This window comes from Sphingomonas aestuarii (assembly GCF_054457155.1).
The window spans coordinates 341,319-364,362 of the sequence record NZ_JBTKVV010000001.1; the positions used below are offsets into that span (position 1 = coordinate 341,319).

The window sequence follows — 23,044 nt, forward strand, 5'->3', positions numbered from 1 at the left end:
ACTTACGCCTCTTCCTGCTCGCGAACGACGATCCGAAGGCGCGAGAACGGCTTCAGGATGCGAGTCGATTTGCCGCGACCGCGCGTTGCGAACCGCTTCATCGTGATCGACTTGCCGACCGACGCCTCGGCGACGACGAGCGCGTCGACGTCGAGATTGTGGTTGTTTTCCGCGTTGGCGATGGCCGAAGCCAGAACCTTGCGCGCGTCGATTGCCATCGCCTTCGTCGAAAACGACAGGATGTTCATCGCGTCGCCCGCCTTCTTGCCACGGATCAGGCCCGCGACCAGATTCAGCTTCTGGGCCGAACCACGGATCTGGGTGCCGACCGACAGCGCCTCGTTATCGGCGACGCGGCGCGGAGCTTTCTGCTTGCTCATCAGCGCTTGCCCTTCTTGTCGGCGGCGTGACCGGGGAAGTAGCGCGTGGGCGCGAATTCACCGAGCTTCATGCCGACCATTTCCTCGTTCACCGACACCGGCACGAACTTGCGGCCGTTATAGACGTTGAACGTCAGACCAACGAACTGCGGCAGGATCGTCGAGCGGCGCGACCAGGTCTTGATCGGTCCTGCGCGGTTGCCCGCATCCTGAGCGACTTCTGCCTTCTTCAGAAGGTGCAGGTCCACGAACGGACCCTTCCATACCGAGCGAGCCATTACTTCTTCCTCGCGTGACGGCTACGGATGATCATCTTGTCCGTCGCCTTGTTGTGGCGGGTGCGCGCACCCTTGGTCGGCTTGCCCCAGGGGGTGACCGGATGACGGCCGCCCGAGGTCCGGCCTTCGCCACCGCCGTGCGGATGGTCGACCGGGTTCTTGGCGACGCCGCGGGTCAGCGGACGCTTGCCCAGCCAGCGGTTGCGACCGGCCTTGCCCAGATTCTGGTTCTGGTTGTCCGGGTTCGACACCGCGCCGACCGTGCCCATGCAATTGGCATGGATATAACGCTGCTCGCCCGAGTTCAGTCGAACGATGACCATGCCGCGATCGCGGCCGACGACCTGCACATAAGTGCCTGCCGAACGTGCGATCTGACCGCCCTTGCCCGGCTTCATCTCCACATTGTGGACGATCGTGCCGACGGGCACCTGGCCCAGTTCCATCGCGTTGCCCGGCTTCACGTCGGTCTTCTTCGCCGCGATCACCTTGTCGCCGACGCCCAGACGCTGCGGCGCGATGATGTAGGCCAGACGATCCTTGCCAGCATCATCGGCGCCATAGTTGACGAGCGCGATGAACGCGGTGCGGTTGGGATCATATTCGATCCGCTCAACCGTGCCCTCGACATCCCACAGGCGGCGCTTGAAATCGACGATGCGATAACGCTGCTTGTGGCCACCCGCGATACCGCGGCTGGTGACGTGGCCCTTGTTGTTGCGGCCGCCGGTCTTGCGCTTGCCTTCGGTCAGCGCCTTGACGGGGCCTCCCTTGTGCAGGCCCGAGCGGTCGATGAGGACGAGCGCGCGGCGGGCCGGCGACGTCGGATTAAAATGCTTGAGTGCCATTGCCTCAGACCCCCGTCGTGACGTCGATCGAATCGCCGTCCTTCAGCGTCACGATCGCTTTCTTCATGTCCGAACGCTTGTAGGGAGCACCCTTCCAGCGCTTGGTCTTGCCCTTCTGGACGATCGTGTTCACGCCCGTGACCGAGACGTTGAACAGCGCTTCGACGGCTGCCTTGATCTCGGGCTTGGTCGCGGTGTTCGCGACCCTGAACACCACCGCGTTCTGCTCGCTGACGAGCGTCGACTTTTCGGTGATGTGGGGCGCGAGCACCACGTCGTAATGGCGGATATCGACCGCCTTGGTCGGCTTTTTAGCCATTGAAACGCGCCTCCAGCTTTTCGACAGCGGCGCGGGTCAGCACCAGCGTGTCATGCTTCAGGATATCATAGACGTTGGCGCCGACGACCGGCATCACGCTGATTTCCGACAGATTGCCGGCGGCCAGTGCGAAGCTGTTTTCGACCATGTCGCCATCGATGACGAGCGCTGTCTTGCCGAAGCCCAGCTTGGCCAGATCGCCCTTCAGCGCCTTGGTCTTGGCGTCCTTCAGCGTCAGCGAGTCCATGACGATCAGCGAACCCGCCTTGGCATGGCTCGACAGCGCCATCTTCAGGCCCAGCGCGCGAATCTTCTTGTTCAGCGACGGGTTGAAGTCACGGACGCGGGCGCCGTGCGCCTTACCACCGCCGATGAACACCGGAGCGCGACGATCGCCGTGACGCGCCGTGCCTCCGCCCTTCTGGCGACCGAACTTCTTGCCGGTGCGCGCAACGTCCGAACGCTCGCGGGTGCCGCGTGCGGTCGCACGACGCTTCTCAAGCTGCCAGGTGACGACGCGGTGCAGGATGTCCGCACGCGGGTCGAGACCGAAGACGTCATCGTTCAATTCGATGTCGCCCTTGCCCTTAGCGTCGAGGGTTTGAACCTTGATCTTCACGCTCAGCCCTCCTTGCCGGTTTCGGTGGCGCCATCGGCTTCACCCGCATCGGGATCGACCTTGCCTGCACCTGCATCATCGGCAGCGACGACGCCTGCAGCGACTTCTTCATCGCTCGGCAGCGCCGGAATTTCATGAACCGCACCTTCGTCCACCGAAGCGACGACGGGTTCGAGTTCCACGTTACGGTCGAGCAGACCCGCCGGATACGGCGCGTCGGCGTGACGATCGACCTTCACCGCGTCCTTGACGATCAGCCAGCCACCCTTCGAGCCGGGCACCGAGCCCTTGACGAAGATCAGGCCGCGCGCGGCGTCGGTCGACACGATTTCCAGGTTCTGCTGGGTGCGATTGCGTGCGCCCATGTGACCGGCCATCTTCTTGTTCTTGAAGACGCGACCCGGATCCTGGCGCTGACCGGTCGAACCATGCGCACGGTGCGAAACCGAAACGCCGTGGGTCGCACGCATACCGCCGAAGCCCCAGCGCTTCATGGCACCGGCAAAGCCCTTACCCTGGGTCACGCCCTGGATATCGACCATCTGGCCAGCGACATAATGGTCGGCGGCGATTTCCGCGCCAACCTCAAGCACCGCATCGTCGGCGACGCGGAATTCCACCAGCTTCGCCTTGGGCTCCACTTCGGCCTTGCCGAACTGGCCCCGCTGCGGCTTGGCGACATTCTTGGACTTGGCCGATCCAGCACCGAGCTGGACGGCGACATAGCCATCACGATCTTTTTCGCGAACCGAGACGACCTGCAACCCGTCCAACTGAAGCACGGTAACCGGCACATGCCGACCATCGTCCTGGAACAGGCGGGTCATCCCCATCTTCTTCGCGATCACGCCAGTACGCATGATCCATTCACTCCTATAACAGAGGCCCACGAGAACCCCATGTCCCCGCGGGCGTGACCGGGACCCCATCGAAGCATTACTTCAATGGGAACCCACCAACCCTGATTTCGTTACGAGCCCCCGTCCGGGCTGAATGTCCCGGCCAAAGCCGGAACAAGACGGGGGACGCAGGCCCGAGGCGAACCCCGGCGGTATCCCTAACTTGTCTCTGAGGTGTTACCCTCGCGGCTCACCCGGTTCGGGGAGCCTGTTTCCGGCCAAGCGGCGCGAAAACGAATCTCGTCGTGTTCGAGAAGCGGCGTCCTTACGCCAGCTTGATCTCAACATCAACACCCGCTGCGAGATCGAGCTTCATCAGCGCATCGACCGTCTGCGGAGTCGGCTGAACGATGTCGAGCATCCGCTTGTAGGTGCGGGTCTCGAACTGCTCGCGCGACTTCTTGTCGATGTGCGGGCCACGATTGACCGTGAATTTGTCGATATGGGTCGGCAGCGGAATGGGGCCACGGATCAAAGCGCCGGTGCGGCGCGCGGTGTCGGCGATGTCGCCGGCAGCCTGGTCGAGCACGCGATGGTCGAACGCCTTCAGGCGAATGCGGATATTGTTGTCCATGTCCCTACCGATGCGAAAGAGCGGGGCTGCTCTTCATTCGTCAACCCGGCGAATACCGGGGTGACGGCCGAAGGCCGCCTCTTGCTGGTTCAAACGAAAACTGAAGGCGGGCCATTACAGCGGTGGACCGCGGGGATCAACCCTGGATTTCGGATTTTCTTCGGAAACGGGGATATTCTACGCCGAACCAGTCCGGCAGGCTTACCAGCAATGCCCGGTCGCCTGCCCCCGCTCCGGAATGATCCGCAAGCGACGGTTGCCCCAATAGGTGATGTCGATCGAGATTCGCACCGGCGAGCCCGCCCTGGTCAGGATGCGCTGGTCGCCGCGATCCTCCTCGCCGGTCCGGCATTCCTGCCATCCGTCAGCCACCATCGCATTTCCGACCCGCGACAGCGCCGACTGGTCGGTCTCGCTCCACAGGCTCAATTCGTGGAACCCGCTCGCGCCGTCGCGCCCAATTGCATCCACCGCGGCGTGATAGGGTCCCCCTCCCCCAAACTCCACGCCCTCCCGTCGACAGCGCAGATACCGGCCCAGCTCCATGCAGCGCGCAAATCCGGCGCTGCGGGCGAAATCCAGATCGCCGGTGACGGGCAGGCCTTCGAACGACAGGTTGGCGGGCGGAGGCGCGTCCGGTTCACGGTCACAGGCGGTGAGCAGACCCAACGCCAGAAAGATCATCAGATATCGCATTGGCCTCACCCTACCCCTTCGTTTCGAGCGAAGTCGAGAAACACATCACGACCGCCAGGATCGCGTTTCTCGCCTTCGCTTGAAACGAACGGATGATGTTGTGACATGCCCGATGGCGAGCGTCGCTGAACCCGGTACAGTTCCAAACCAGTCCATATCGTCAACGAAAAAGCCCGGCCTCCCTCACGGGAAGCCGGGCCTTCTTGTCTCCAACCCCTAAGCGGGGTCGAATACTTACTTGTCGATCGCGCTCACGACGCCCGCGCCGACGGTACGACCGCCTTCACGGATGGTGAAGCGCTGGCCGACGTCCATTGCGATCGGCGCGATCAGCTTGATGCCGAGCGCGACGTTGTCGCCGGGCATGACCATTTCCGTGCCCTCGGGCAGTTCGACGGTGCCGGTCACGTCGGTCGTGCGGAAGTAGAACTGCGGACGATAGTTCGCGAAGAACGGCGTGTGACGGCCGCCTTCTTCCTTCGACAGCACATACACTTCCGACTTGAATTCGGTGTGCGGCTTGATCGAACCGGGCTTGCAGAGCACCTGACCACGCTCGACTTCGTCGCGAGCGACGCCGCGGATCAGCGCGCCGACGTTATCGCCAGCCTGGCCCTGGTCGAGCAGCTTACGGAACATTTCGACGCCCGTAACGGTGGTCTTGCGGACTTCCGGGTGGATGCCGACGATTTCGACTTCTTCGCCAACCTTGACGATGCCGGTTTCGACGCGGCCGGTGACGACCGTGCCGCGACCCGAGATCGAGAACACGTCTTCGATCGGCATCATGAACGGCTTGTCGAGCGGACGCTCGGGCTGCGGGATATATTCGTCGACGGCCTTCATCAGTTCCAGAACCGCGTCCTGGCCCAGCTTCTGGTCCGAACCCGACAGCGCGCAGGTTGCCGAACCCTTGATGATCGGAATGTCGTCACCGGGGAATTCGTACGCGCTCAGCAGCTCGCGGACTTCCATTTCGACGAGTTCGAGGATTTCCTCGTCATCGACCAGATCGACCTTGTTCAGGAACACGACCATTGCGGGCACGCCGACCTGGCGCGCGAGCAGGATGTGCTCGCGGGTCTGCGGCATCGGGCCGTCGGTTGCCGACACGACCAAGATCGCGCCGTCCATCTGCGCCGCGCCGGTGATCATGTTCTTCACATAGTCGGCGTGGCCGGGGCAGTCGACGTGCGCATAGTGGCGGTTTTCGGTTTCATATTCGACGTGTGCGGTCGAAATGGTGATGCCGCGCTCACGCTCTTCCGGTGCCTTGTCGATGTTGGCGAAATCAACAGCGGTGCCGCCCGAAGTTTCTGCCAGCACCTTGGTGATCGCTGCGGTCAGCGAGGTCTTGCCGTGGTCGACGTGACCGATGGTGCCGATGTTGAGATGCGGTTTGGTCCGCTCGAATTTTGCCTTGGCCATTGTTTCCTACCTTCTCAAGTCTTGATCCGCGCCGCATGGGGAATCGCTGGAACGCGGCCCCATAGCGGTTGGGTTTCGATAATGCCAGCCCTGGTTAAGCCAGCTTAGCCTTCACTTCGTCGGCCACATTCTGCGGCACTTCGTCATAGTGCGAGAACTGCATCGAGTATTGCGCGCGGCCCTGGGTGAAGGACCGAAGCGAGTTCACGTAACCGAACATGTTCGCCAGCGGGACCATCGCTTCGACAACCTGTGCGTTGCCGCGGCTGTCGGTGCCCTGGATCTGGCCGCGACGGCTGTTCATGTCGCCGATGACGTCGCCCAGATAGTCTTCCGGGGTGACGACTTCCACCTTCATGATCGGCTCGAGCAGCGTGATGCCCGACTTCTGGGCCGCTTCGCGCATGGCGCCGCGGGCACAGATTTCGAACGCCAGGGCCGACGAGTCGACGTCGTGATACGCGCCGTCATACAACAGGATTTCGAAATCGATGATCGGGAAGCCGACCAGCGAGCCCGTTGCCGCCGTTTCGCGGAAGCCCTTTTCGATCGCCGGGATATATTCCTTCGGAATGTTACCGCCCTTGATCTCGTCCTTGAAGATGATGCCCGCGCCGCGCTCGCCCGGCGTCAGCTTCACCTTCACGCGGCCGAACTGGCCGGTGCCGCCCGACTGCTTCTTGTGGGTGTAGTCGAGGTCGACCGGCTTCTTCAGATACTCGCGATACGCCACCTGCGGCGCGCCGACATTGGCCTCGACCTTGAACTCGCGCTTCATGCGATCGACCAGGATTTCCAGGTGAAGTTCACCCATGCCCTTGATGATCGTCTGGCCCGATTCATGGTCGGTGGTCACGCGGAACGAGGGATCCTCGGCAGCCAGACGATTGAGCGCGACGCCCATCTTTTCCTGGTCGGCCTTGGTCTTGGGTTCCACCGACAGCTCGATCACGGGTTCCGGGAACTCCATGCGTTCCAGGATGATCGGCTTGGCGGTGTCGCACAGCGTGTCGCCGGTCGTCGTTTCCTTCAGACCCGCAATCGCGACGATGTCGCCCGCGCGCGCTTCCTCGATGTCCTCACGGCTGTTCGCATGCATCAGGAGCATACGGCCGATCTTTTCCTTCTTGTCCTTCACCGAGTTCAGATACTGACCCTTGGTGAGCGTGCCCGAATAGATGCGCGCGAAGGTGAGCGAACCGACGAACGGATCGTTCATGATCTTGAACGCGAGCAGCGACATCGGCGCATCGTCGGCGGGCGGACGCGAATCCGGGGTTTCGCCGTCGAGCTTCACGCCCTGAACGTCGGGAATGTCGAGCGGCGAGGGCAGATAGTCGACCACCGCGTCGAGCAGCGGCTGAACGCCCTTGTTCTTGAACGCCGAGCCGCACAGGATCGGCACGAACGCCATCTCAAGCGTGCCCTTGCGGATCAGCTTCTTCAGGTCGGCGACCGAAGGCTCGTTGCCTTCGAGATACGCTTCCATCAGCGCGTCGTCCTGCTCGACGGCCATTTCGATCAGGTCGCTGCGATATTTGGCGGCCTTTTCCTTCAGGTCGTCGGGGATGTCCTGATATTCGAACTTCGCGCCCAGCGACTCTTCGAGCCAGATGATCGCGCGGTTCTCGACCAGATCGACCAGGCCCTTGAAGCCGCCTTCCATGCCGATCGGCAGATACAGGACCGCCGGACGCGCGCCCAGGCGCTCGACGATCGTGTCGACGCAGTAATAGAAGTCCGCACCGGTGCGATCGAGCTTGTTGACGAAGCACATCCGCGGCACGCCGTACTTGTCGGCCTGACGCCACACGGTTTCCGACTGCGGCTCGACGCCGGCAACGCCGTCGAAACACGCGACCGCACCGTCGAGCACGCGCAGCGAACGCTCGACTTCGATCGTGAAGTCGACGTGGCCGGGGGTGTCGATGATGTTGATCAGATGCTCTTCACCCTTGCCCTCTTCGGCGCGCCACTTGCAGGTGGTTGCTGCCGAGGTGATGGTGATGCCGCGCTCCTGCTCCTGCTCCATCCAGTCCATCGTCGCGGTGCCTTCGTGCACTTCGCCGATCTTGTACGACTTGCCGGTGTAGTAGAGGATGCGCTCGGTGGTCGTGGTCTTACCGGCGTCGATATGCGCCATGATGCCGATATTGCGATAGCGCTCGAGCGGATGGCTGCGGGCCATGATCGTAACTCCTGTGCCTTGCGGCGTTCGAAAAAGAGACTGCACTCAATTCCGTTCGGGCTGAGCTTGTCGAAGCCCTGTCCTTTCTTCCGAGGAAGAAGTGCAGCCCTTCGACAAGCTCAGGGCGAACGGTGATTGGAGGTGGGCCGCACGGCCCACCCCCATATAGGTCTTACCAGCGATAATGCGAGAATGCGCGGTTCGCTTCCGCCATGCGGTGCGTGTCTTCGCGCTTCTTCACGGCATTGCCGCGGTTGTTGGCCGCATCCATCAGCTCGCCCGACAGGCGCGCGGCCATCGTGTTCTCGCTGCGCGCGCGCGCGGCGGTGATCAGCCAGCGGATCGCCAGTGCCTGGGCGCGCTCGGGGCGCACTTCGACCGGAACCTGATAGGTCGCACCGCCGACGCGCCGCGAACGGACTTCGATGCCCGGCGCGATGTTGTTCAGCGCGTCATGGAACACGCCCACCGGCTCGCGCTTCGCGCGCTGCTCGACGGTTTCGAGCGCGCCATAGACGATCTTTTCGGCAACGGCCTTCTTGCCGTCCAGCATGACCGAATTCATGAACTTCGAAAGGACCACATCCCCGAACTTGGGATCCGGCAGAATTTCCCGCTTCTCGGGACGACGACGACGAGCCATCAGATATTCCTTCTTAAAACTTCAGCCCTTGAATGATCGCAACAGCGATCGGCTTACTTCGGACGCTTGGCGCCGTACTTCGAACGGGACTGCTTGCGGTCCTTGACACCCTGGGTATCGAGAACGCCGCGCAGGACGTGATAGCGCACGCCGGGAAGATCGCGCACACGACCGCCACGGATCAGCACGACGCTGTGTTCCTGGAGGTTGTGGCCTTCGCCCGGAATGTAGCTGATGACTTCGCGCTGGTTCGTCAGGCGAACCTTGGCGACCTTGCGAAGCGCCGAGTTCGGCTTCTTCGGGGTCGTCGTATAGACGCGGGTGCAGACGCCGCGCTTTTGCGGGTTCTGGTCCATCGCAGGGACCTTCGACTTGGCCTTCTGCGGGTCGCGGCCCTTGCGGACCAACTGGTTGATCGTTGGCATGAAGCCCTTCACCTTTTTGTTGCCGGAAAACCCGGCGGTTACTCTGCTGGAGCCCCTGGTCGTGCAATACAAGAAGGCCTGGCAGGCAACGCCCCCCGGCCCTCGTCTCCAACAACGTTCAGCTCTTGCGCCCCAAACGCACGACCGGAAGGTCGCGGGAATCGGCATCGCCGACCGCTTGGGAACGGCGGGCCTATACGCGCGAGGGGTGAGAGCGTCAACAGCGCGGGAGGTGAGTACGGGCGGCGGGGAGGACGATTGCCGCACCGCCAGTTCGGCACCGTCCGGTCAGTCTGTTGTGTTCAGCCCAAACAACCTGGCGAGCGCATCCGACACGGTTTTGGCGTCACGCTCGCCCAGCCGCGTGGCACACCAAGCAACATCAAGCCGCCCCTGCCCGACAATCAGCATGAGCATTCGGTCGGCATCGGCTAGCCAGCCCCTCTGCACGCCGATGGCAACACGCACGAACAGCAGCAGCAGCGCCGCCACGTCAAAACGGCGATACGTAGCGGTTGATTGATACCGCAGGCAAATAGCGGGCAACGTAGACCATAAACCGTTCGTCGGCACCGTCAGCGACATCGACCGGTTCAACCCGAACTAGTGGCCTGCGCCAGAACCCGCGGCCTTGATGCAGGCGAATCTCCAATCGCTTTCCAAGCTGAAGGCCGCTCGATCGCATTGGGACTATACTGATCGATTCGATCTGATCCCAGTCGATCCGACCCCGCAAAATTGCCGGATGAACGCCGATCCCGCGCGGCCCGGCAACAGCGGCGACCGGATCCATCACCCGCCTAAACATCGCGAACGCCAGCAGTCCAAAAGCCAGCGTTGCCAATGCCGCTCCGAGCGAGATGCCAAACATCACCGTGTCCTGCACAAAGCTCTTGAACAAATGTGCGTTACGTAGGCCCGATGGCGGCAATTCCTCATGATTGACGGCAAGATAGAGCATCCAGGACGTAAGCGGCACGGCGAAAATGCCGACGCAGCCGAGCGGAACCGTTGCGAAGCGAAGTTCGGCGATCACCGGTTCGCTCAAGGCCCTATCTCCGCTCACCGCTCACGCTCAGATATGCAACGCCCGCCCATAAGCCGCGAGGACGCTTTCGTGCATCATCTCGCTCAGCGTCGGGTGCGGGAAGACCGTGTTCATCAACTCGGCCTCGGTCGTCTCCAGCGTCTTGCCGACGGTATAGCCCTGAATCAGTTCGGTCACTTCCGCGCCGACCATGTGCGCGCCAAGCAATTCGCCGGTCTTGGCGTCGAACACCGTCTTGATGAAGCCTTCCGCCTCTCCGAGCGCGATTGCCTTGCCGTTGCCGATAAACGGGAAGGTGCCAGCCTTGACCTCATAACCCGCTTCCTTGGCCTTGGCTTCGGTAAGCCCGACCGAGGCGACCTGCGGGTGGCAATAGGTGCAGCCGGGAATGTTGAGAACGTCCATCGCGTGCGGGTTCACATCCTTGTTGCCCAACGCCTGAGCGATGGCCTCCGCCGCGATTACCCCTTCGTGGCTGGCCTTGTGCGCGAGCCAGGGCGGCGCGGTGACATCACCGATCGCCCACAGGCCATCGACATTGGTGCGGCACCGCCCATCGGTCTTGATATGCCCGCGCTCGGTTTCGACCTTCAGCGCCTCCAGGCCGATATTCTCGGTATTGGGGACGATACCGATCGCGACGATGACGTGGCTGAACTCTGAGGGGGTGACCTTGCCGTCCTTGGCCTTGATCGCCGCCTTCACGCCCTTGTCGGTCACGTCGATCTTGTCCACGCCCGCGCCGGTCAGGATCGTCATGCCCTGCTTCTTGAACGATTTCTCCAGGAATGCCGACACGTCCGCATCCTCGACCGGCACGATCCGGTCGAGCATTTCCACCACGGTCACGTCCGCGCCCATGTCGTTGTAGAAGCTGGCGAACTCGATGCCGATCGCGCCCGATCCGATGACCAGCAGCTTGCTCGGCATTTCGGTCGGCACCATCGCATGGCGGTACGTCCAGACGCGCTTGCCGTCGGCCTTGGCGAACGGCAGGTCGCGGGCACGGGCACCGGTCGCGACGATGATGTGCTTGGCGGTCAGCGTCTCGCTGCCCTTTTCGCCCTTCACCTCAAGCTTGCCTTTGCCGACCAGCTTCCCCTCGCCCATATGCACGGCGATCTTGTTCTTCTTCATCAGGTGGCCGATGCCCTGATTGAGCTGCTTGGCCACCCCGCGCGACCGCTTCACCACCGCGTCCAGATCGGCGCTGATCTTCTCGGCAGCGAGGCCATAATCCTTGGCGTGCTGCATATAGTGGAAGATTTCCGCCGATCGCAGCAGCGCCTTGGTCGGAATGCACCCCCAGTTGAGGCAGATGCCCCCCAGATTCTCGCGCTCGACGATCGCGGTCTTCAGCCCCAGCTGCGCCGCGCGGATCGCCGCGACATAGCCGCCAGGTCCGGAGCCGAGGACGATGAGGTCGTAGGTGTCAGCCATTCAAAGATGCTCCATCTTCTCCCTCCCCCCTTGCGGGGGAGGGCCGGGGAGAGGGGTGCGGCGGGGTCGGCTCGATGCCGACACCGTCGCTTTCAAGCGCAGCGAGAATCGCCATCGCAACACCCTCGGGGTTGCTCAAAATATCGTTGTTCCAGAATCGCAGCAGCCGAAAGCCTTGCGACTTTAGCCAGGCATCCCGCGCCGCGTCATAATCGCTGTTCGCATGTTGCGAGCCGTCTGCCTCGACGATCAGGCGCGCGCCGAAGCAGACGAAATCCGGAATGTATTCGCCAAGTTTCTGCTGCCGTTTCCATTTCCAGCCTGCAAGGCGTTTGGCGCGAAGGATATGCCACAATGCGCGTTCGGCTTCGGTGGGGGCTTTCCGCATCGCGCGTGCTCTGGGGAGCGCGCGCCCTCTCCCTCCCACCGCTTCGCGGCGGGCCCCTCCCTCTCCCGCAAGGGGAGAGGGGTTGGAAAGCGCGTCAGCCCGCATCGATCACCCGCGGCTTTCGCGTCTCGTCGATCGCGACGAATACAAAGCGCGCCTTGGTCACCCGGCATTGCTCCTCGACATGGCGGTCGCGGCGCCATGCTTCGACCTCGATCGTCATCGACGTGCGCCCGGTCTTGACCAGTTCGGCATAGACCGACACTTCGTCGCCCACCGCGACCGGGGCCAGGAACTGCATCGCATCGACCGCGATCGTCACCGCGCGGCCTTTCGAATGACGCGACGCGACCAGCCCGGCAGCCATGTCCATCTGGCTCATCAGCCAGCCGCCGAAAATGTCGCCATAGGGATTGGCGTCGGCGGGCATGGTCGTCACCCGGATCGCGGGCGCGCCCGAAGGCGGGGTTTCGGCGAGCGTGTCAGCCATGCGCGCCATCGACTGGCGCGCGATCGGCAGCCATCGCCCGCCGGATCTGCCCGGCATTCAGCACGACCACGACCCCCATCGAAACCCAGGTCACCAGCCAGATATTGTCGCGCCCGAGCGGATAGGCCCAGGCCGAGATCGAACCGATCATGAACGCCGCCGCCAGCCCCGTCGCACAAGCGAGCAGTTCGACCGCGGTTCGCTTGCCGATCATCGCGTTCAGGCCAGCAGCCCCATCGGGCTTTCGATCAGTTCCTTGAGCAGCTTCATCAGTTCCGCCCCGTCCGCGCCGTCGATCGCGCGGTGGTCGAAGCTGCCGGTCGCCGACATGACGGTGGCGACGCCCAGCGCGTCATCGACGATATAGGGCCGTTTCTCGCCCGCGCCGATCGCGAGGATCATGCCCTGCGGCGGGTTGATGACCGCATCGAACTGCTTGATCCCGAACATGCCCATATTCGAGATGCTGGCGGTGCCGCCCTGATATTGCTCGGGCTTCAGCTTGTTGTCCTTGGCCAGCCCGGCCAGTTCCTTCATCTCGGTCGAAATCTTGGCCAGACCCTTGTTCGCGGCATCGCGGATGATCGGCGTGATCAGGCCAGACGGCGTCGATACCGCCACAGAAACATCGGCGCGGCTGTAGCTGACCAGCGTATCGCCCGCGAAGGTCACGTTGCACTTGGGCGTCGCCTCCAGCGCCACGCCCAGCGCCTTGATCAGCATATCGTTGACCGACAGTTTCACGCCGCGCGATTCGAGCGACTTGTTGAGGTCGCCGCGCAGCTTGAGCAGGGCGTCGAGGCGGATATCGACGGTCAGATAGATGTGCGGGATCGTCTGCTTCGCCTCGGTCAGGCGGCGGGCAATCGTCTTGCGGATGTTCGACAGCTTGTCGACCGAATGCGGGATGCTCTCGTCGTACCAGACCGCCTTGGCTTCGGTCGGCGCGGCGGCAGGTGCGGGCGCGGCGGACGGGGCTGCCGAAGCGGTCGATGCGGAAGCAACGGCACCCGGCTTGGCACCCTCGACATCGGCCTTCACCACGCGACCATTCGGCCCCGAACCCGACAGCGACGCCAGGTCGATCTTCTTTTCCGCAGCGATGCGGCGCGCCAGCGGGCTGGCCTTCACCCGATCGCCCGACGAAGCAGACGCGGGCGCGGGTGCCGCGGCCTTGGGCGCTTCTGCCCCGGATTGATCCTTCGGCGCCTCGTCCTTGGGCGCTTCGGCCTTCGCCGATTCCTTCGGCGCCTCGGCCTTTGCCTCGCTACCCGACGATGCGGCGGCATCGGACGCATCCTCGCCCTCTTCAGCCAGGATCGCGATCACGGTCCCGACCTTCACATTGTCCGTCCCCTCGGCGACCAGGATCTTGACGATCGTGCCTTCGTCCACCGCCTCGAATTCCATCGTCGCCTTGTCGGTCTCGATCTCCGCCATCAGGTCGCCCGACGACACGGTGTCGCCTTCCTTGACCAGCCATTTGGCGAGCGTGCCCTCTTCCATCGTCGGCGACAGCGCGGGCATCTTGATTTCGATCGGCATGCGATTCCTGCTCTGGTATCCCTGGGGACGCCCTCTCTCGCCGCCCCTTTCCCCTAGGTCAAGGGTGCGACGACTTGCGCAAAGCGTGCTTCCGCGCCACCTACACATAAGGTCTTGGGGGATTGGACGGGGATGCGCACTTATCTGGTCGTGATCGACGAAAGCCCGGAAGCGGAAATCGCCCTCCGCTTCGCCGCACGCCGCGCGGTAAAGACCGGCGGCAATGTCGAAATCCTGGCGCTGATCCCCAAGCCCGATTTTGTCCAGTGGGGCGGCGTCCAGGCGACGATCGAGGAAGAAGCCCGCACCCGCGCGGAGGCTCTGGTTACGGGGGCTGCTGGCACATTGCTCCAGGAATCGGGCATCAAGCCCTCGCTCACCGTCCGCGAAGGCGATGGCGCCAAGATCGTGCGCGAGATGATCGAGGCGAACCCCGAAATCGCCGCGCTGGTGCTGGGCGCGGCCGCCACCGGCGCGCCGGGCCCGCTGGTCACGCATTTCTCCGGCACCGATGCGGGCAAGCTGAGCGTGCCGGTGATGATCATCCCTGGCAGCCTGGACCGCGAAGGCATCGACCGGTTGAGTTGAAGGCTCTCCCGTCATTCCCGCGAAGGCGGGAATCCATAACCTCAACCCCATTGATAGAATCGCGCGCTATCGGAGTTTATGGATCCCGGCCTTCGCGGGAATGACGGGAGAGCCTATGCACCCCCTTGCCAACCGCACGCCCGCCCGCCAGCATCCGCGCCCATGAAGCATCTCCTCGCGCTCGCCGCCCTCCCGCTCCTCTTCGCAACGCCGGCAAAGGCCCAGGACAGGATCGACCCCGCCGCGCTCAAGGCTACGGTCGAAAAGCTGGTCAGCTTCGGCACGCGCCACACCCTGTCGGACCCCGATCACCCGACCCGCGGCATCGGCGCCGCCCGCCGCTGGACCGCAAATGAGTTCGAACGGATCAGCGTAGCCTGTGGCGGCTGCATCCAGGTCGCGAACCTCGCGCGCACCTTCGAAGGGCCGCGCGCCCCGAATGGCGTCAACGTCGTCAACGTGCTGGGCTTTCAGAAGGGCCGTGATCCGAACCGTGTTGTCATCGTCATGGGCCATATCGACAGCCGCGTGTCCGACGTGATGAACTTCACCGCGGATTCGCCCGGCGCGAACGACGACGCATCGGGCGTGGCGCTGGTGATCGAGGCCGCCCGCATCCTGTCGAAAGAGCAGTTCGACGCGACCATCGTCTATGCCGCGCTGTCGGGCGAGGAACAGGGTTTGTGGGGCGCGACGCTGCTGGCGGAAACCGCGAAGGAACGCGGCTGGGTCGTCTCCGCCGCGCTGAACAACGACATGGTCGGCAACACTGTCGGCCAGAACGGCAAGCGCATTTCCGACCGCGTCCGCGTCTTTTCCGAAGGCATCCGCGCGGTCGAAACGCTGGAGCAACACAGGAAGCGCCGCGGTGACGGCGGCGAGGATGACGGCCCCAGCCGCGCGCTGGCCAAGGCGATCGCAAAGGTGTCCCGCGACACCAAGGGTATCGAGGTCTTCGTCAACCGCCGCCCCGACCGATTCGGCCGTGGCGGCGATCACGAAGCGTTTCTCCGGCTCGGCTATCCCGCCGTTCGCTTCACGGTCGCGGCGGAGAATTACGACCAACAGCATCAGGATCTGCGGACCGAGAATGGCCGGGTTTACGGCGACACGGTCGACAAGATGGACTTCCCCTACATGGCGCGGATCGTCCAGCTGAACCTCAACGCCATCCGTCGCTTCGCGAACGCGCCTGCGGTGCCGAACAATGTGCGGATGGACGGTGCGGTATCGACCGATACCACCGTCAAATGGGAAGCCGCCCCGGGTGCGGCGGGATACCGCATCCACTGGCGCCGCAACGACGCACAAAACTGGACCGACCACCGCGACGTGCCCGCGGGCACGACCGAACTGGTGCTGAAGGACATCGTCGTCGACGATCATTTCGTCGGCGTGTCGTCGCTGTCGAAGGACGGCGCGGAATCGATCGTCGCGTTCGCGGGACGGGGGCAGTAACGACCGTCCTTTCCTGCCGTTCGTTTTGAGCGACGTCGAGAAACGTCACCGGGCGCATACTTCGCGTTTTTTCTCGACTACGCTCGAAACGAACGGGGAAGATGGAAGCCAGTCACTCGAACGGCAAGGCTCCCCCCAGAGCCCTGCCGTCCGCCCCCCGGTCAACCGCTCAGCAGTTGCACTTCTTCGTCAGCACCCGGCGATAGGGTTTCCCGCCCTTGCCGCGCGTCGTCACCACTTCTTCGGTGACATAGGTTCGGCTGGTCACCACCGGTTCGCTGTCGATGCGGATGGTGTGGGTGACGGCGGGCGGATAATAATATCCGTTCGCGATATATCCGCCCGCAGGGTAGCCGGGCGGGGCGTAATCCGCGCCGTATTCCCCGGCATAATCGTCACGATAGCCGTCGCGGTCGTCGGCATGGTAAGTTCCGCCCGCCACGTTCCAGTCGACGCCCTCGACCCAGTCGATCACGTCGCCGTGCCGGTCGACCAGCACCGCATCGTCATAATAGCGGACCCAGCGATCGCCCTGCATCGGCGGCGCAAGATCATAGGTCCAGTAATCGACCACGACGAACTCCGGCGCCCACCAGTAGCGCGGCAGGCTCCAGCCCTGGGCCGGGCGACGATACGCGCCCCAGCCGCCGGGCGCGTTCCAGCCGCCCTCCCATCGCCCCTCGCGATGCGCGCCCCAGCGATGTTTGGGCGCGCGATGCGGCCTGGCATCGGTATGAGCGGCACGCGCATGATGCGGCATCGGGTGCGCGTCGGCAGGGTGGCCGGGCTTGTGATGCGCGCGTGGCGGCGGCGGCGGTGCGTCCGCGCGGCGTGCCGGCGCGCGCTGCGGCTTGGGCGGTGGCGGGGGTGCGTCGGCCCGGCGCACCGGCGGCAGCGGCTTGGCGGGCGGCGCATAGGTCGCGCCCGGCGGGGGCGGCACTGGCGCTTCGGCGCGAGCGACTGGGGCGGCGGGGGGCGGAGGAGGCATGGCCCCCGCTTCGCCCGGCGCGGGCGCTGGCGGTGGCGGCGGTGCGGCTGCGGCTGCGGCACGCGCCATCGGCGGCTTGGGCGCTGGTGGCAAGGGCTGCACCACCTCGGCGCGCGGCGCGAATTGCGGCGCGGGGGCGGCGGGCGGTGCCGCGATCGGCGCATCGGGAACGGTGGCCGGCGCAGGCGCGACCGGCGCGGCTTGCTCGACCGGAGCAGGCGGTGGCGGGGGGGGAGTCGGCGCGGGCTTCGGCTTGCCGGTTACCCAGCGGCCGTCCTGAATGACGCTCTGGGCATCGGCGGGTGCGGCAAGCGCCAGCGGCGAGGCTGCCAGCGTTAGGACGATCACGGCGCGCATTGTCTTTTGCTCCTCGGCGAAACCGGGCCGCGAACGGCACGGGCGGTCTCTGGTTCACAACAGCTTAACGCACCCGCCCTCGATTCGCCGACGGCGCTCTATGGTTAAACGATGTCCCGATTTGACGCACGCGGTCCCGGACCTCTTGCTTTCGTCCTGTGCAGGTACGCACCTTGCGTCGCAGCATCTTGCTCGCTAGTGCTCCGAATGTTGGGGAGTAGCCTCCGGCGACTTGATACAAGTCGGGACCGCGTCAACACACTCGCAACGCCGCCAGGAACGCCTGTCGGCACGCGTGGCGCGATCAGCGGATCATCCGCTTGGCGAGACCAGCGCACTTTGCACGGGGCACCACCGGCCACCCCGTCTGCGAAGGCGCTAGGTCTTGGGTCCGGTGGAGTGTTGCAATGTCCCCCGTTTCGATCGCCATCCTGTCGCTGTCGATGTCCGCCGACGCCTTTGCCGCGTCGGTCGGGCGCGGCGCGGCGGAGCGCCCCAATTGGTCGAGCGCGCTGAAAGGCGGTGCCGTCTTCGGCATTATCGAGGCGATCACCCCGGTCATCGGCTGGAGTTTAGGACTCGTCGCGGCGAGCGCGGTGGAAAAGGTCGATCACTGGATTGCCTTCATCTTGCTCGTCGCTGTCGGCGGGCGGATGATCTGGGAAGCGGCGCGTCGCGACACGGACGAAATCCCCAAACCGGGATCAACGACGCGCAAAGCGGGGATCGTTGCGCTTGTCGCCACCGCGATCGGCACCAGCATCGACGCCGCGGCCGTCGGAGTGGGTTTGGCATTTATCGGCGTGGATATCTGGCTGATCGCCGCTGCGATCGGTTTTACCACCTTCGTGCTGACCACCATTGGCCTCGGAATTGGCCGTTATGTCGGCGTGCGCTTCGGCTCTGCGGTCGAAGTAGTCGGCGGCTTGCTGTTAATCGGTATCGGGAGTGCGATCCTTGCCGACCACACCGGCATTTTCGGTTAGATCCGGTCCGACAGCAACGCGGCAATCGCCTCGACCCCGCGCGCATCCTCGGCATCGAACCGTGCCGGGCTTGGGCTGTCGAGATCGATCACCGCGATCACGGCGCCTTCGCGCACCACCGGCACGACCAGTTCGGAACGGCTGTCGGCATCGCAGGCAATGTGTACGGGAAAGGCGTGGACATCCTCGACCAACTGCGTCTCACCGCTCGCCGCCGCCGCGCCGCAGACGCCGCGCCCGAACGGGATGCGGATGCACGCCGCCTTGCCCTGAAACGGGCCGAGCACCAGCTCGTCCGCGCCGACCGTACGATAGAAACCCGCCCAGTTCAGGTCGGGCAGGAATTGCCACAGGAGCGCGGCGACATTGGCCATGTTGGCGATGCCATCGGGTTCGCCCGTGGTGATGGCGTCCACCGCTTCCGTCAGGTTGCGATAGAGCGTCGGCTTGTCGTCGGTGGCGATATCGAACGCGTACATGGGGTGACCTCAAGGCTTATCCGATGCCGCCCTTACCCGTTCGTTTCGAGCAAAGTCGAGAAACCTGATCTTGGGGCGCCAAAGCGTTTCTCGACTACGCTCGAAACGAACGGGAGAAGGGCAATGATAATCCCTCAATCGAACGAAACCCTGCCCCGCCCCGCCTTCACCGCCGACCGGCTCTTTTTCGCATCCACCCGTCGCGCTTTCGCCGCCTTGCTCACCTTGGTCTTCACCCGCCGCGCGTCGCGTTCATGGGCCTTGGCGACAAGGTCGCCTGCCCGCGCGCGCGCATCGCTGCGGTTGGCGTCCTGGGTGCGAAACCGTCGCGCGGTGATGATGAGTTCGCCCGCCGCCGTCATCCGGCTGCCCGCAAGCTCTTTCAACTTGGCGTAGGCATAGGGTGCCAGCCCCAACCGATAGACATCGATCCGCAACTGCACCGCGGTCGCCACCTTATTGACGTTCTGCCCCCCCGGTCCCGATGCGGCGAGGAAACGTTCCTCGACGATCGCCGCGTCCGGAATGACGTAATCAGCCATCGCTCGGTTCGGGTGCCGCAGGAACCTTAGTGTCGACCGCATCCTCAGATGGGAAAATTTTGGCTTCCGCCTCGGTAAAGCCCGCCTCGACAAACCGGCGCGGCAGGGGCGCAATCGCCTCGACCGGCGGCTTGCCCGCGCGCGGCACCGACAGGAATGCCGAATGCAGCAGCATCGGTCGCCCACCGCGACCATAGACGGGATCGCCCACCACCGGCACGCCCAGCCCCTCGGCGGCATGAACCCGGATCTGATGCGTGCGCCCGGTCTCGGGATAGAAGGCGACCAGCGCCCCGCCGTCGCGCTCCGCCAGTTTTTCCCAACGGGTCACCGCCGACTTGCCGTGCGGGTCGCCGGTCATCCGCCAGCCTTCCTCGCGACTGCTGATCTTCGACAGCGCGAGTTCGATCGTGCCGGCCTCGCCCTCGGGAATCCCGTCGAGCACCGCGACATAGCGTTTGGAGACCTGCCCGGCCTCGAACACTTGCTGGAATTTCTTGTGCGCCTTGGGATTGCGCGCGAGCAGCAGGCATCCCGACGTGTCGCGGTCCAGTCGGTGAACCGGCAGCGGCTCGCGCATGAATCCGAAGGTCAGATCGCCCAGCATATCCTCGGCGCTGCGCGACCCGTCGCGCGGACGATCGACCGGCAGCCCCGAAGGCTTGTCGATGATGATGGCCTCGCCATCGATGAACAGGACCAGATCGGTGAGCATGGCGGGTCCATGCCATCCGCGCGCAGCTTTTGCCAGCATCCCCCTCCGTTCGGTCGATATGAGTTGCGCCGCCGCCCCTTTGAGGGAGGGGACAGGAGCGGCGGCGCGCCGCGTCAGCCATGAAGCTTGGCGGCAACCTCTGCAACGCGCTTGCCCTGATAGCGCGCACCGTCGAGATCGGTCTGCGACGGCATCCGGCTACCATCGCCATCGGCGATCGTGGTCGCGCCATAGGGCGACCCGCCTTTGACCTCATCGACGCCCATCTGCCCGGCAAAGCCATAGTCGAGCCCGACGATCGTCATACCGAAATGCAGCAAATTGGTGATGACCGAGAACAGGGTCGTCTCCTGTCCGCCATGCTGGCTGGCAGTCGAGGTAAAGGCCGCGCCAACCTTGCCGTTCAGCGCGCCTCGGAACCACAGCCCGCCCGCCTGGTCGAGGAAGCTCGCCATCTGGCTCGGCATCCGCCCGAACCGGGTCGGCGCACCGATAACGATCGCGTCGTAATCGGCCAGCGCCTCGACGCCGGAGATCAGCGCGTGGGTGTGATCCGACTTGAACCCGGCCGCCGCAGCGACCTCGGCAGGCGCGGTTTCGGGCACGCGCAGCACATCGACCTCGGCACCCGCAGACCGCGCGCCGTCGGCGACGGCATCGGCCATCTGCGAGAGGTGCCCATAGGAGGAGTAATAGAGGACAAGCACTTTGGTCATGAGGGAACTCCAGTCGAAAAGAGAGACCGTCACCCCTGCGAAAGCAGGGGTCTCAGGCGGCATATAAATCCGGCATGAGATGCCAGCCTGCGCTGGCATGACGATATTGGGGGAAGCAGGCGGTCGGGCGTTACTCCGAATCCACCAGCACGATTTCGGCTTCGTCGATCGCGGTAATCGTCACCGTCTGACCGCCCGAGAGCGCCGCACCATCACGCGCGTCGAAACGGACGCCGTCGATGTCGAGCGCACCGGTCGCTGGGACAAGATAGACATGCCGCCCCTCGCCCACCGCATAATCGACGCTTTCGCCCGCTTTCAGCGTCGCGCCCATCACCCGCGCATCGGCACGAATGGGCAGCGCATCGCTGTCTTCGGCAAAGCCGCTGGCCAGCGTCACGAACTTGCCCGACCGCTCGCCCTTGGGGAACGGCTTGGCGCCCCAGGACGGCGAACCGCCAGTCCGCTTGGGCTCGATCCAGATCTGGAACAGCGTCGTCTGCTCCGCTTCCAGATTATATTCGGCGTGGCGCACGCCGGTCCCCGCCGATATCACCTGAACGTCGCCCGCGCCGGTGCGGCCCTGATTGCCCATCGAATCCTGATGGGTGATCGCGCCCGAACGGACATAGGTGATGATCTCCATGTCGCGGTGCGGATGCGGCGGGAAACCGCTGTTCGCGGCGATCTCGTCGTCGTTCCACACCCGGATCGCGCCCCAGCCCATGCGGGCCGGATCATAATAATTGGCAAAGCTGAAATGATGCCGCGCGTTCAGCCACCCATGATCGGCATGGCCCAGCGATTCAAATGCACGTTTCTCGATCATGTCCGAGAACTCCTATTTGGTGTTGTCGCCAAGATAGGAAATCGAGGGCACTCGTAAACGGAAACGTTGGAAACGGATTGTTTCGCGAACAGCATGAAGCTAAACCATTTCCGCCATTGCGAGCGCAGCGAAGCAATCCAGTCGGGACAGTCATCGCATTCTGGATTGCTTCGCTCCGCTCGCGATGACGCCTGATCCCGGAGGCCGCGCATGAACCTTCCCGATTTCGAAGCCTGGGCCTTGTTCGCCCGCGTCGTCGAGCACCGCTCGTTCAGCGAAGCCGCCACCGCGACCGGCGTGTCCAAGGCCACCGTATCCAAAGCGATCAAGCGGCTGGAGGAGCGGCTTGGCACCGATCTGTTCCACCGTACCTCGCGCCGCATCTCCCTGACCGAAGCGGGGCAGAGCCTGCACGAACGCGCCCAGCGCATTCTCGCCGAGGCGGAAGCCGCGGAGGAAGCCGCGCGCGACAGCGCGGGCGCATTGTCGGGCCGCATCCGCGTCGCCGCCCCGCTCACCTTTGGCATCCGCCATGTCGGCGTCGCCGTCGCCGACTTCCTCACCGCCAATCCCGATGTCGAGATCGACCTGACCCTGTCGGACGCAAAGGTCGATATCGTCGCCGATCGCATCGACATCGCGCTGCGCATCGCCGACCTGCCTGACAGCAGCCTGCGCGCGCGCACCCTGTCGCCGGTCCGCGCGCATCTGGTCGCATCGCCCGCCTATCTCGACGCGCACGGCCGCCCGCGACACCCGGCGGACCTCGGCCACCATCGCTGCTTCGCCTACACCAACCTCGCCAATCCCGACCTGTGGCGATTCACCGGACCGGGTGGCGAGGAAGCCGCGGTGCGCCTGTCGGGACCGCTTCGCGCCGACAATGGCGACGCGATGGTGCCTGCGCTCGTCGCCGGTCTCGGCATCGCCTATCTGCCCGACTTCATCATCGACCGCGAACTCGCCAATGGCTCGCTGGAGGCGATCCTGCCCGACTGGACCGCGCGCCCGGTCTCGCTCCACCTGCTGACCCCGCCGGGCACGCTCCGTCCCGCCCGCGTCGAGGCGCTGATCGACCATTTCGCGAAAGCGTTCCGATCGATCTGTCCGACTTCGGTCTGACCCGTAATCGCGCGACTCGTGGAGTCAGGCCGGTTAGGAAGAAATTAACCTTTTGC

29 protein-coding genes are annotated in these 23,044 nt (G+C 64.3%); 4 read left to right on the forward strand and 25 right to left on the reverse strand.

Annotated features, from left to right (window positions below; translation table 11 throughout):
• Positions 1–2: 2 nt before the first annotated feature.
• The 19 genes from rplV to ACX0GZ_RS01845 form a co-directional block, all read right to left on the reverse strand.
• On the reverse strand, positions 3–380 hold the full coding sequence (rplV, locus tag ACX0GZ_RS01755; protein ID WP_458812729.1) for a 50S ribosomal protein L22: 378 nt from the start codon (positions 378–380) through the stop codon (positions 3–5).
• Positions 380–658 carry a 30S ribosomal protein S19 gene (gene rpsS, locus ACX0GZ_RS01760; protein ID WP_458812731.1) on the reverse strand — a complete coding sequence of 93 codons (279 nt, stop codon included), beginning with the start codon at positions 656–658 and terminating at the stop codon, positions 380–382. The genes rplV and rpsS overlap by 1 nt, the downstream gene beginning before the upstream one ends.
• Positions 658–1,506: a 50S ribosomal protein L2 gene (gene rplB, locus ACX0GZ_RS01765; protein ID WP_458812733.1), complete on the reverse strand. Its 849-nt coding sequence runs from the start codon at positions 1,504–1,506 to the stop codon at positions 658–660. The genes rpsS and rplB overlap by 1 nt, the downstream gene beginning before the upstream one ends.
• Before the next feature lie 4 nt (positions 1,507–1,510).
• On the reverse strand, positions 1,511–1,825 hold the full coding sequence (locus tag ACX0GZ_RS01770; RefSeq protein ID WP_458812735.1) for a 50S ribosomal protein L23: 315 nt from the start codon (positions 1,823–1,825) through the stop codon (positions 1,511–1,513).
• Positions 1,818–2,444, reverse strand: a complete 627-nt coding sequence (gene rplD / locus ACX0GZ_RS01775) for a 50S ribosomal protein L4 (protein ID WP_458812737.1) — start codon at positions 2,442–2,444, stop codon at positions 1,818–1,820. Before rplD ends, ACX0GZ_RS01770 begins: the two co-directional genes overlap by 8 nt.
• 2 nt (positions 2,445–2,446) lie before the next feature.
• Positions 2,447–3,304 carry a 50S ribosomal protein L3 gene (gene rplC, locus ACX0GZ_RS01780; protein WP_458812739.1) on the reverse strand — a complete coding sequence of 286 codons (858 nt, stop codon included), beginning with the start codon at positions 3,302–3,304 and terminating at the stop codon, positions 2,447–2,449.
• A 304-nt stretch (positions 3,305–3,608) separates the two neighbouring features.
• Positions 3,609–3,917: a 30S ribosomal protein S10 gene (rpsJ, locus tag ACX0GZ_RS01785; protein WP_159713877.1), complete on the reverse strand. Its 309-nt coding sequence runs from the start codon at positions 3,915–3,917 to the stop codon at positions 3,609–3,611.
• Between the two features lie 201 nt (positions 3,918–4,118).
• Positions 4,119–4,613 carry a hypothetical protein gene (locus ACX0GZ_RS01790; RefSeq protein ID WP_458812741.1) on the reverse strand — a complete coding sequence of 165 codons (495 nt, stop codon included), beginning with the start codon at positions 4,611–4,613 and terminating at the stop codon, positions 4,119–4,121.
• Positions 4,614–4,847: 234 nt separating this feature from the next.
• A complete protein-coding gene (gene tuf, locus ACX0GZ_RS01795; RefSeq protein WP_458812743.1) occupies positions 4,848–6,041 on the reverse strand; it encodes an elongation factor Tu in 1,194 nt (397 codons plus the stop codon).
• A 94-nt stretch (positions 6,042–6,135) separates the two neighbouring features.
• A complete protein-coding gene (gene fusA, locus ACX0GZ_RS01800; protein WP_458812745.1) occupies positions 6,136–8,229 on the reverse strand; it encodes an elongation factor G in 2,094 nt (697 codons plus the stop codon).
• Positions 8,230–8,401: 172 nt separating this feature from the next.
• A complete protein-coding gene (gene rpsG / locus ACX0GZ_RS01805) occupies positions 8,402–8,872 on the reverse strand; it encodes a 30S ribosomal protein S7 (protein ID WP_458812747.1) in 471 nt (156 codons plus the stop codon).
• A 53-nt stretch (positions 8,873–8,925) separates the two neighbouring features.
• Positions 8,926–9,297: a 30S ribosomal protein S12 gene (gene rpsL, locus ACX0GZ_RS01810; protein ID WP_066476904.1), complete on the reverse strand. Its 372-nt coding sequence runs from the start codon at positions 9,295–9,297 to the stop codon at positions 8,926–8,928.
• A 288-nt stretch (positions 9,298–9,585) separates the two neighbouring features.
• On the reverse strand, positions 9,586–9,789 hold the full coding sequence (locus tag ACX0GZ_RS01815) for a hypothetical protein (protein ID WP_458812750.1): 204 nt from the start codon (positions 9,787–9,789) through the stop codon (positions 9,586–9,588).
• A 1-nt stretch (position 9,790) separates the two neighbouring features.
• Complete coding sequence (locus tag ACX0GZ_RS01820; protein WP_458812752.1) at positions 9,791–10,345, reverse strand: hypothetical protein; 555 nt, start codon at positions 10,343–10,345, stop codon at positions 9,791–9,793.
• A gap of 27 nt (positions 10,346–10,372) precedes the next feature.
• Positions 10,373–11,785 (reverse strand): dihydrolipoyl dehydrogenase, encoded by a 1,413-nt coding sequence (gene lpdA, locus ACX0GZ_RS01825; protein WP_458812754.1) that lies wholly within the window; start codon positions 11,783–11,785, stop codon positions 10,373–10,375.
• Positions 11,778–12,173, reverse strand: a complete 396-nt coding sequence (locus ACX0GZ_RS01830) for an endonuclease domain-containing protein (protein WP_458812756.1) — start codon at positions 12,171–12,173, stop codon at positions 11,778–11,780. Before ACX0GZ_RS01830 ends, lpdA begins: the two co-directional genes overlap by 8 nt.
• A 94-nt stretch (positions 12,174–12,267) precedes the next feature.
• The gene (locus ACX0GZ_RS01835) at positions 12,268–12,663 is read right to left on the reverse strand and encodes an acyl-CoA thioesterase (RefSeq protein ID WP_458812758.1); all 396 of its coding nucleotides are present in this window, start codon (positions 12,661–12,663) and stop codon (positions 12,268–12,270) included.
• On the reverse strand, positions 12,656–12,877 hold the full coding sequence (locus ACX0GZ_RS01840; protein WP_458812760.1) for a hypothetical protein: 222 nt from the start codon (positions 12,875–12,877) through the stop codon (positions 12,656–12,658). Before ACX0GZ_RS01840 ends, ACX0GZ_RS01835 begins: the two co-directional genes overlap by 8 nt.
• Before the next feature lie 5 nt (positions 12,878–12,882).
• Positions 12,883–14,208, reverse strand: a complete 1,326-nt coding sequence (locus tag ACX0GZ_RS01845) for a pyruvate dehydrogenase complex dihydrolipoamide acetyltransferase (protein ID WP_458812762.1) — start codon at positions 14,206–14,208, stop codon at positions 12,883–12,885.
• A gap of 132 nt (positions 14,209–14,340) precedes the next feature.
• On the opposite strand from ACX0GZ_RS01845, the gene ACX0GZ_RS01850 reads away from it, so the two are divergent.
• Positions 14,341–14,796 carry a universal stress protein gene (locus ACX0GZ_RS01850; protein ID WP_458812764.1) on the forward strand — a complete coding sequence of 152 codons (456 nt, stop codon included), beginning with the start codon at positions 14,341–14,343 and terminating at the stop codon, positions 14,794–14,796.
• A gap of 162 nt (positions 14,797–14,958) precedes the next feature.
• Positions 14,959–16,254, forward strand: a complete 1,296-nt coding sequence (locus ACX0GZ_RS01855) for a M28 family metallopeptidase (protein ID WP_458812766.1) — start codon at positions 14,959–14,961, stop codon at positions 16,252–16,254.
• A 169-nt stretch (positions 16,255–16,423) separates the two neighbouring features.
• On the opposite strand, the gene ACX0GZ_RS01860 is transcribed toward ACX0GZ_RS01855, so the two are convergent.
• Positions 16,424–17,599, reverse strand: a complete 1,176-nt coding sequence (locus tag ACX0GZ_RS01860) for an RcnB family protein (RefSeq protein ID WP_458812768.1) — start codon at positions 17,597–17,599, stop codon at positions 16,424–16,426.
• A gap of 407 nt (positions 17,600–18,006) precedes the next feature.
• On the opposite strand from ACX0GZ_RS01860, the gene ACX0GZ_RS01865 reads away from it, so the two are divergent.
• The gene (locus ACX0GZ_RS01865; RefSeq protein ID WP_458812770.1) at positions 18,007–18,585 is read left to right on the forward strand and encodes a manganese efflux pump MntP; all 579 of its coding nucleotides are present in this window, start codon (positions 18,007–18,009) and stop codon (positions 18,583–18,585) included.
• Here the strand turns inward: ACX0GZ_RS01865 and ACX0GZ_RS01870 are convergent.
• From ACX0GZ_RS01870 to ACX0GZ_RS01890, 5 genes are all read right to left on the reverse strand, one after another.
• A complete protein-coding gene (locus tag ACX0GZ_RS01870; protein WP_458812772.1) occupies positions 18,582–19,064 on the reverse strand; it encodes a GAF domain-containing protein in 483 nt (160 codons plus the stop codon). The two genes, ACX0GZ_RS01865 and ACX0GZ_RS01870, sit on opposite strands and share 4 nt — an antisense overlap.
• A 134-nt stretch (positions 19,065–19,198) precedes the next feature.
• Positions 19,199–19,606: an alternative ribosome rescue aminoacyl-tRNA hydrolase ArfB gene (gene arfB, locus ACX0GZ_RS01875; protein ID WP_458812774.1), complete on the reverse strand. Its 408-nt coding sequence runs from the start codon at positions 19,604–19,606 to the stop codon at positions 19,199–19,201.
• Complete coding sequence (locus ACX0GZ_RS01880; protein WP_458812776.1) at positions 19,599–20,321, reverse strand: RluA family pseudouridine synthase; 723 nt, start codon at positions 20,319–20,321, stop codon at positions 19,599–19,601. Before ACX0GZ_RS01880 ends, arfB begins: the two co-directional genes overlap by 8 nt.
• Positions 20,322–20,434: 113 nt before the next feature.
• On the reverse strand, positions 20,435–21,037 hold the full coding sequence (gene wrbA, locus ACX0GZ_RS01885; RefSeq protein ID WP_458812778.1) for an NAD(P)H:quinone oxidoreductase: 603 nt from the start codon (positions 21,035–21,037) through the stop codon (positions 20,435–20,437).
• A gap of 130 nt (positions 21,038–21,167) precedes the next feature.
• Entirely contained in the window at positions 21,168–21,866 is a 699-nt protein-coding gene (locus ACX0GZ_RS01890; protein ID WP_458812780.1) for a pirin family protein, read from the reverse strand.
• A gap of 210 nt (positions 21,867–22,076) precedes the next feature.
• Between ACX0GZ_RS01890 and ACX0GZ_RS01895 the strand changes: the two genes are divergently transcribed.
• Entirely contained in the window at positions 22,077–22,988 is a 912-nt protein-coding gene (locus ACX0GZ_RS01895; protein WP_458812782.1) for a LysR family transcriptional regulator, read from the forward strand.
• Positions 22,989–23,044 lie beyond the last annotated feature (56 nt).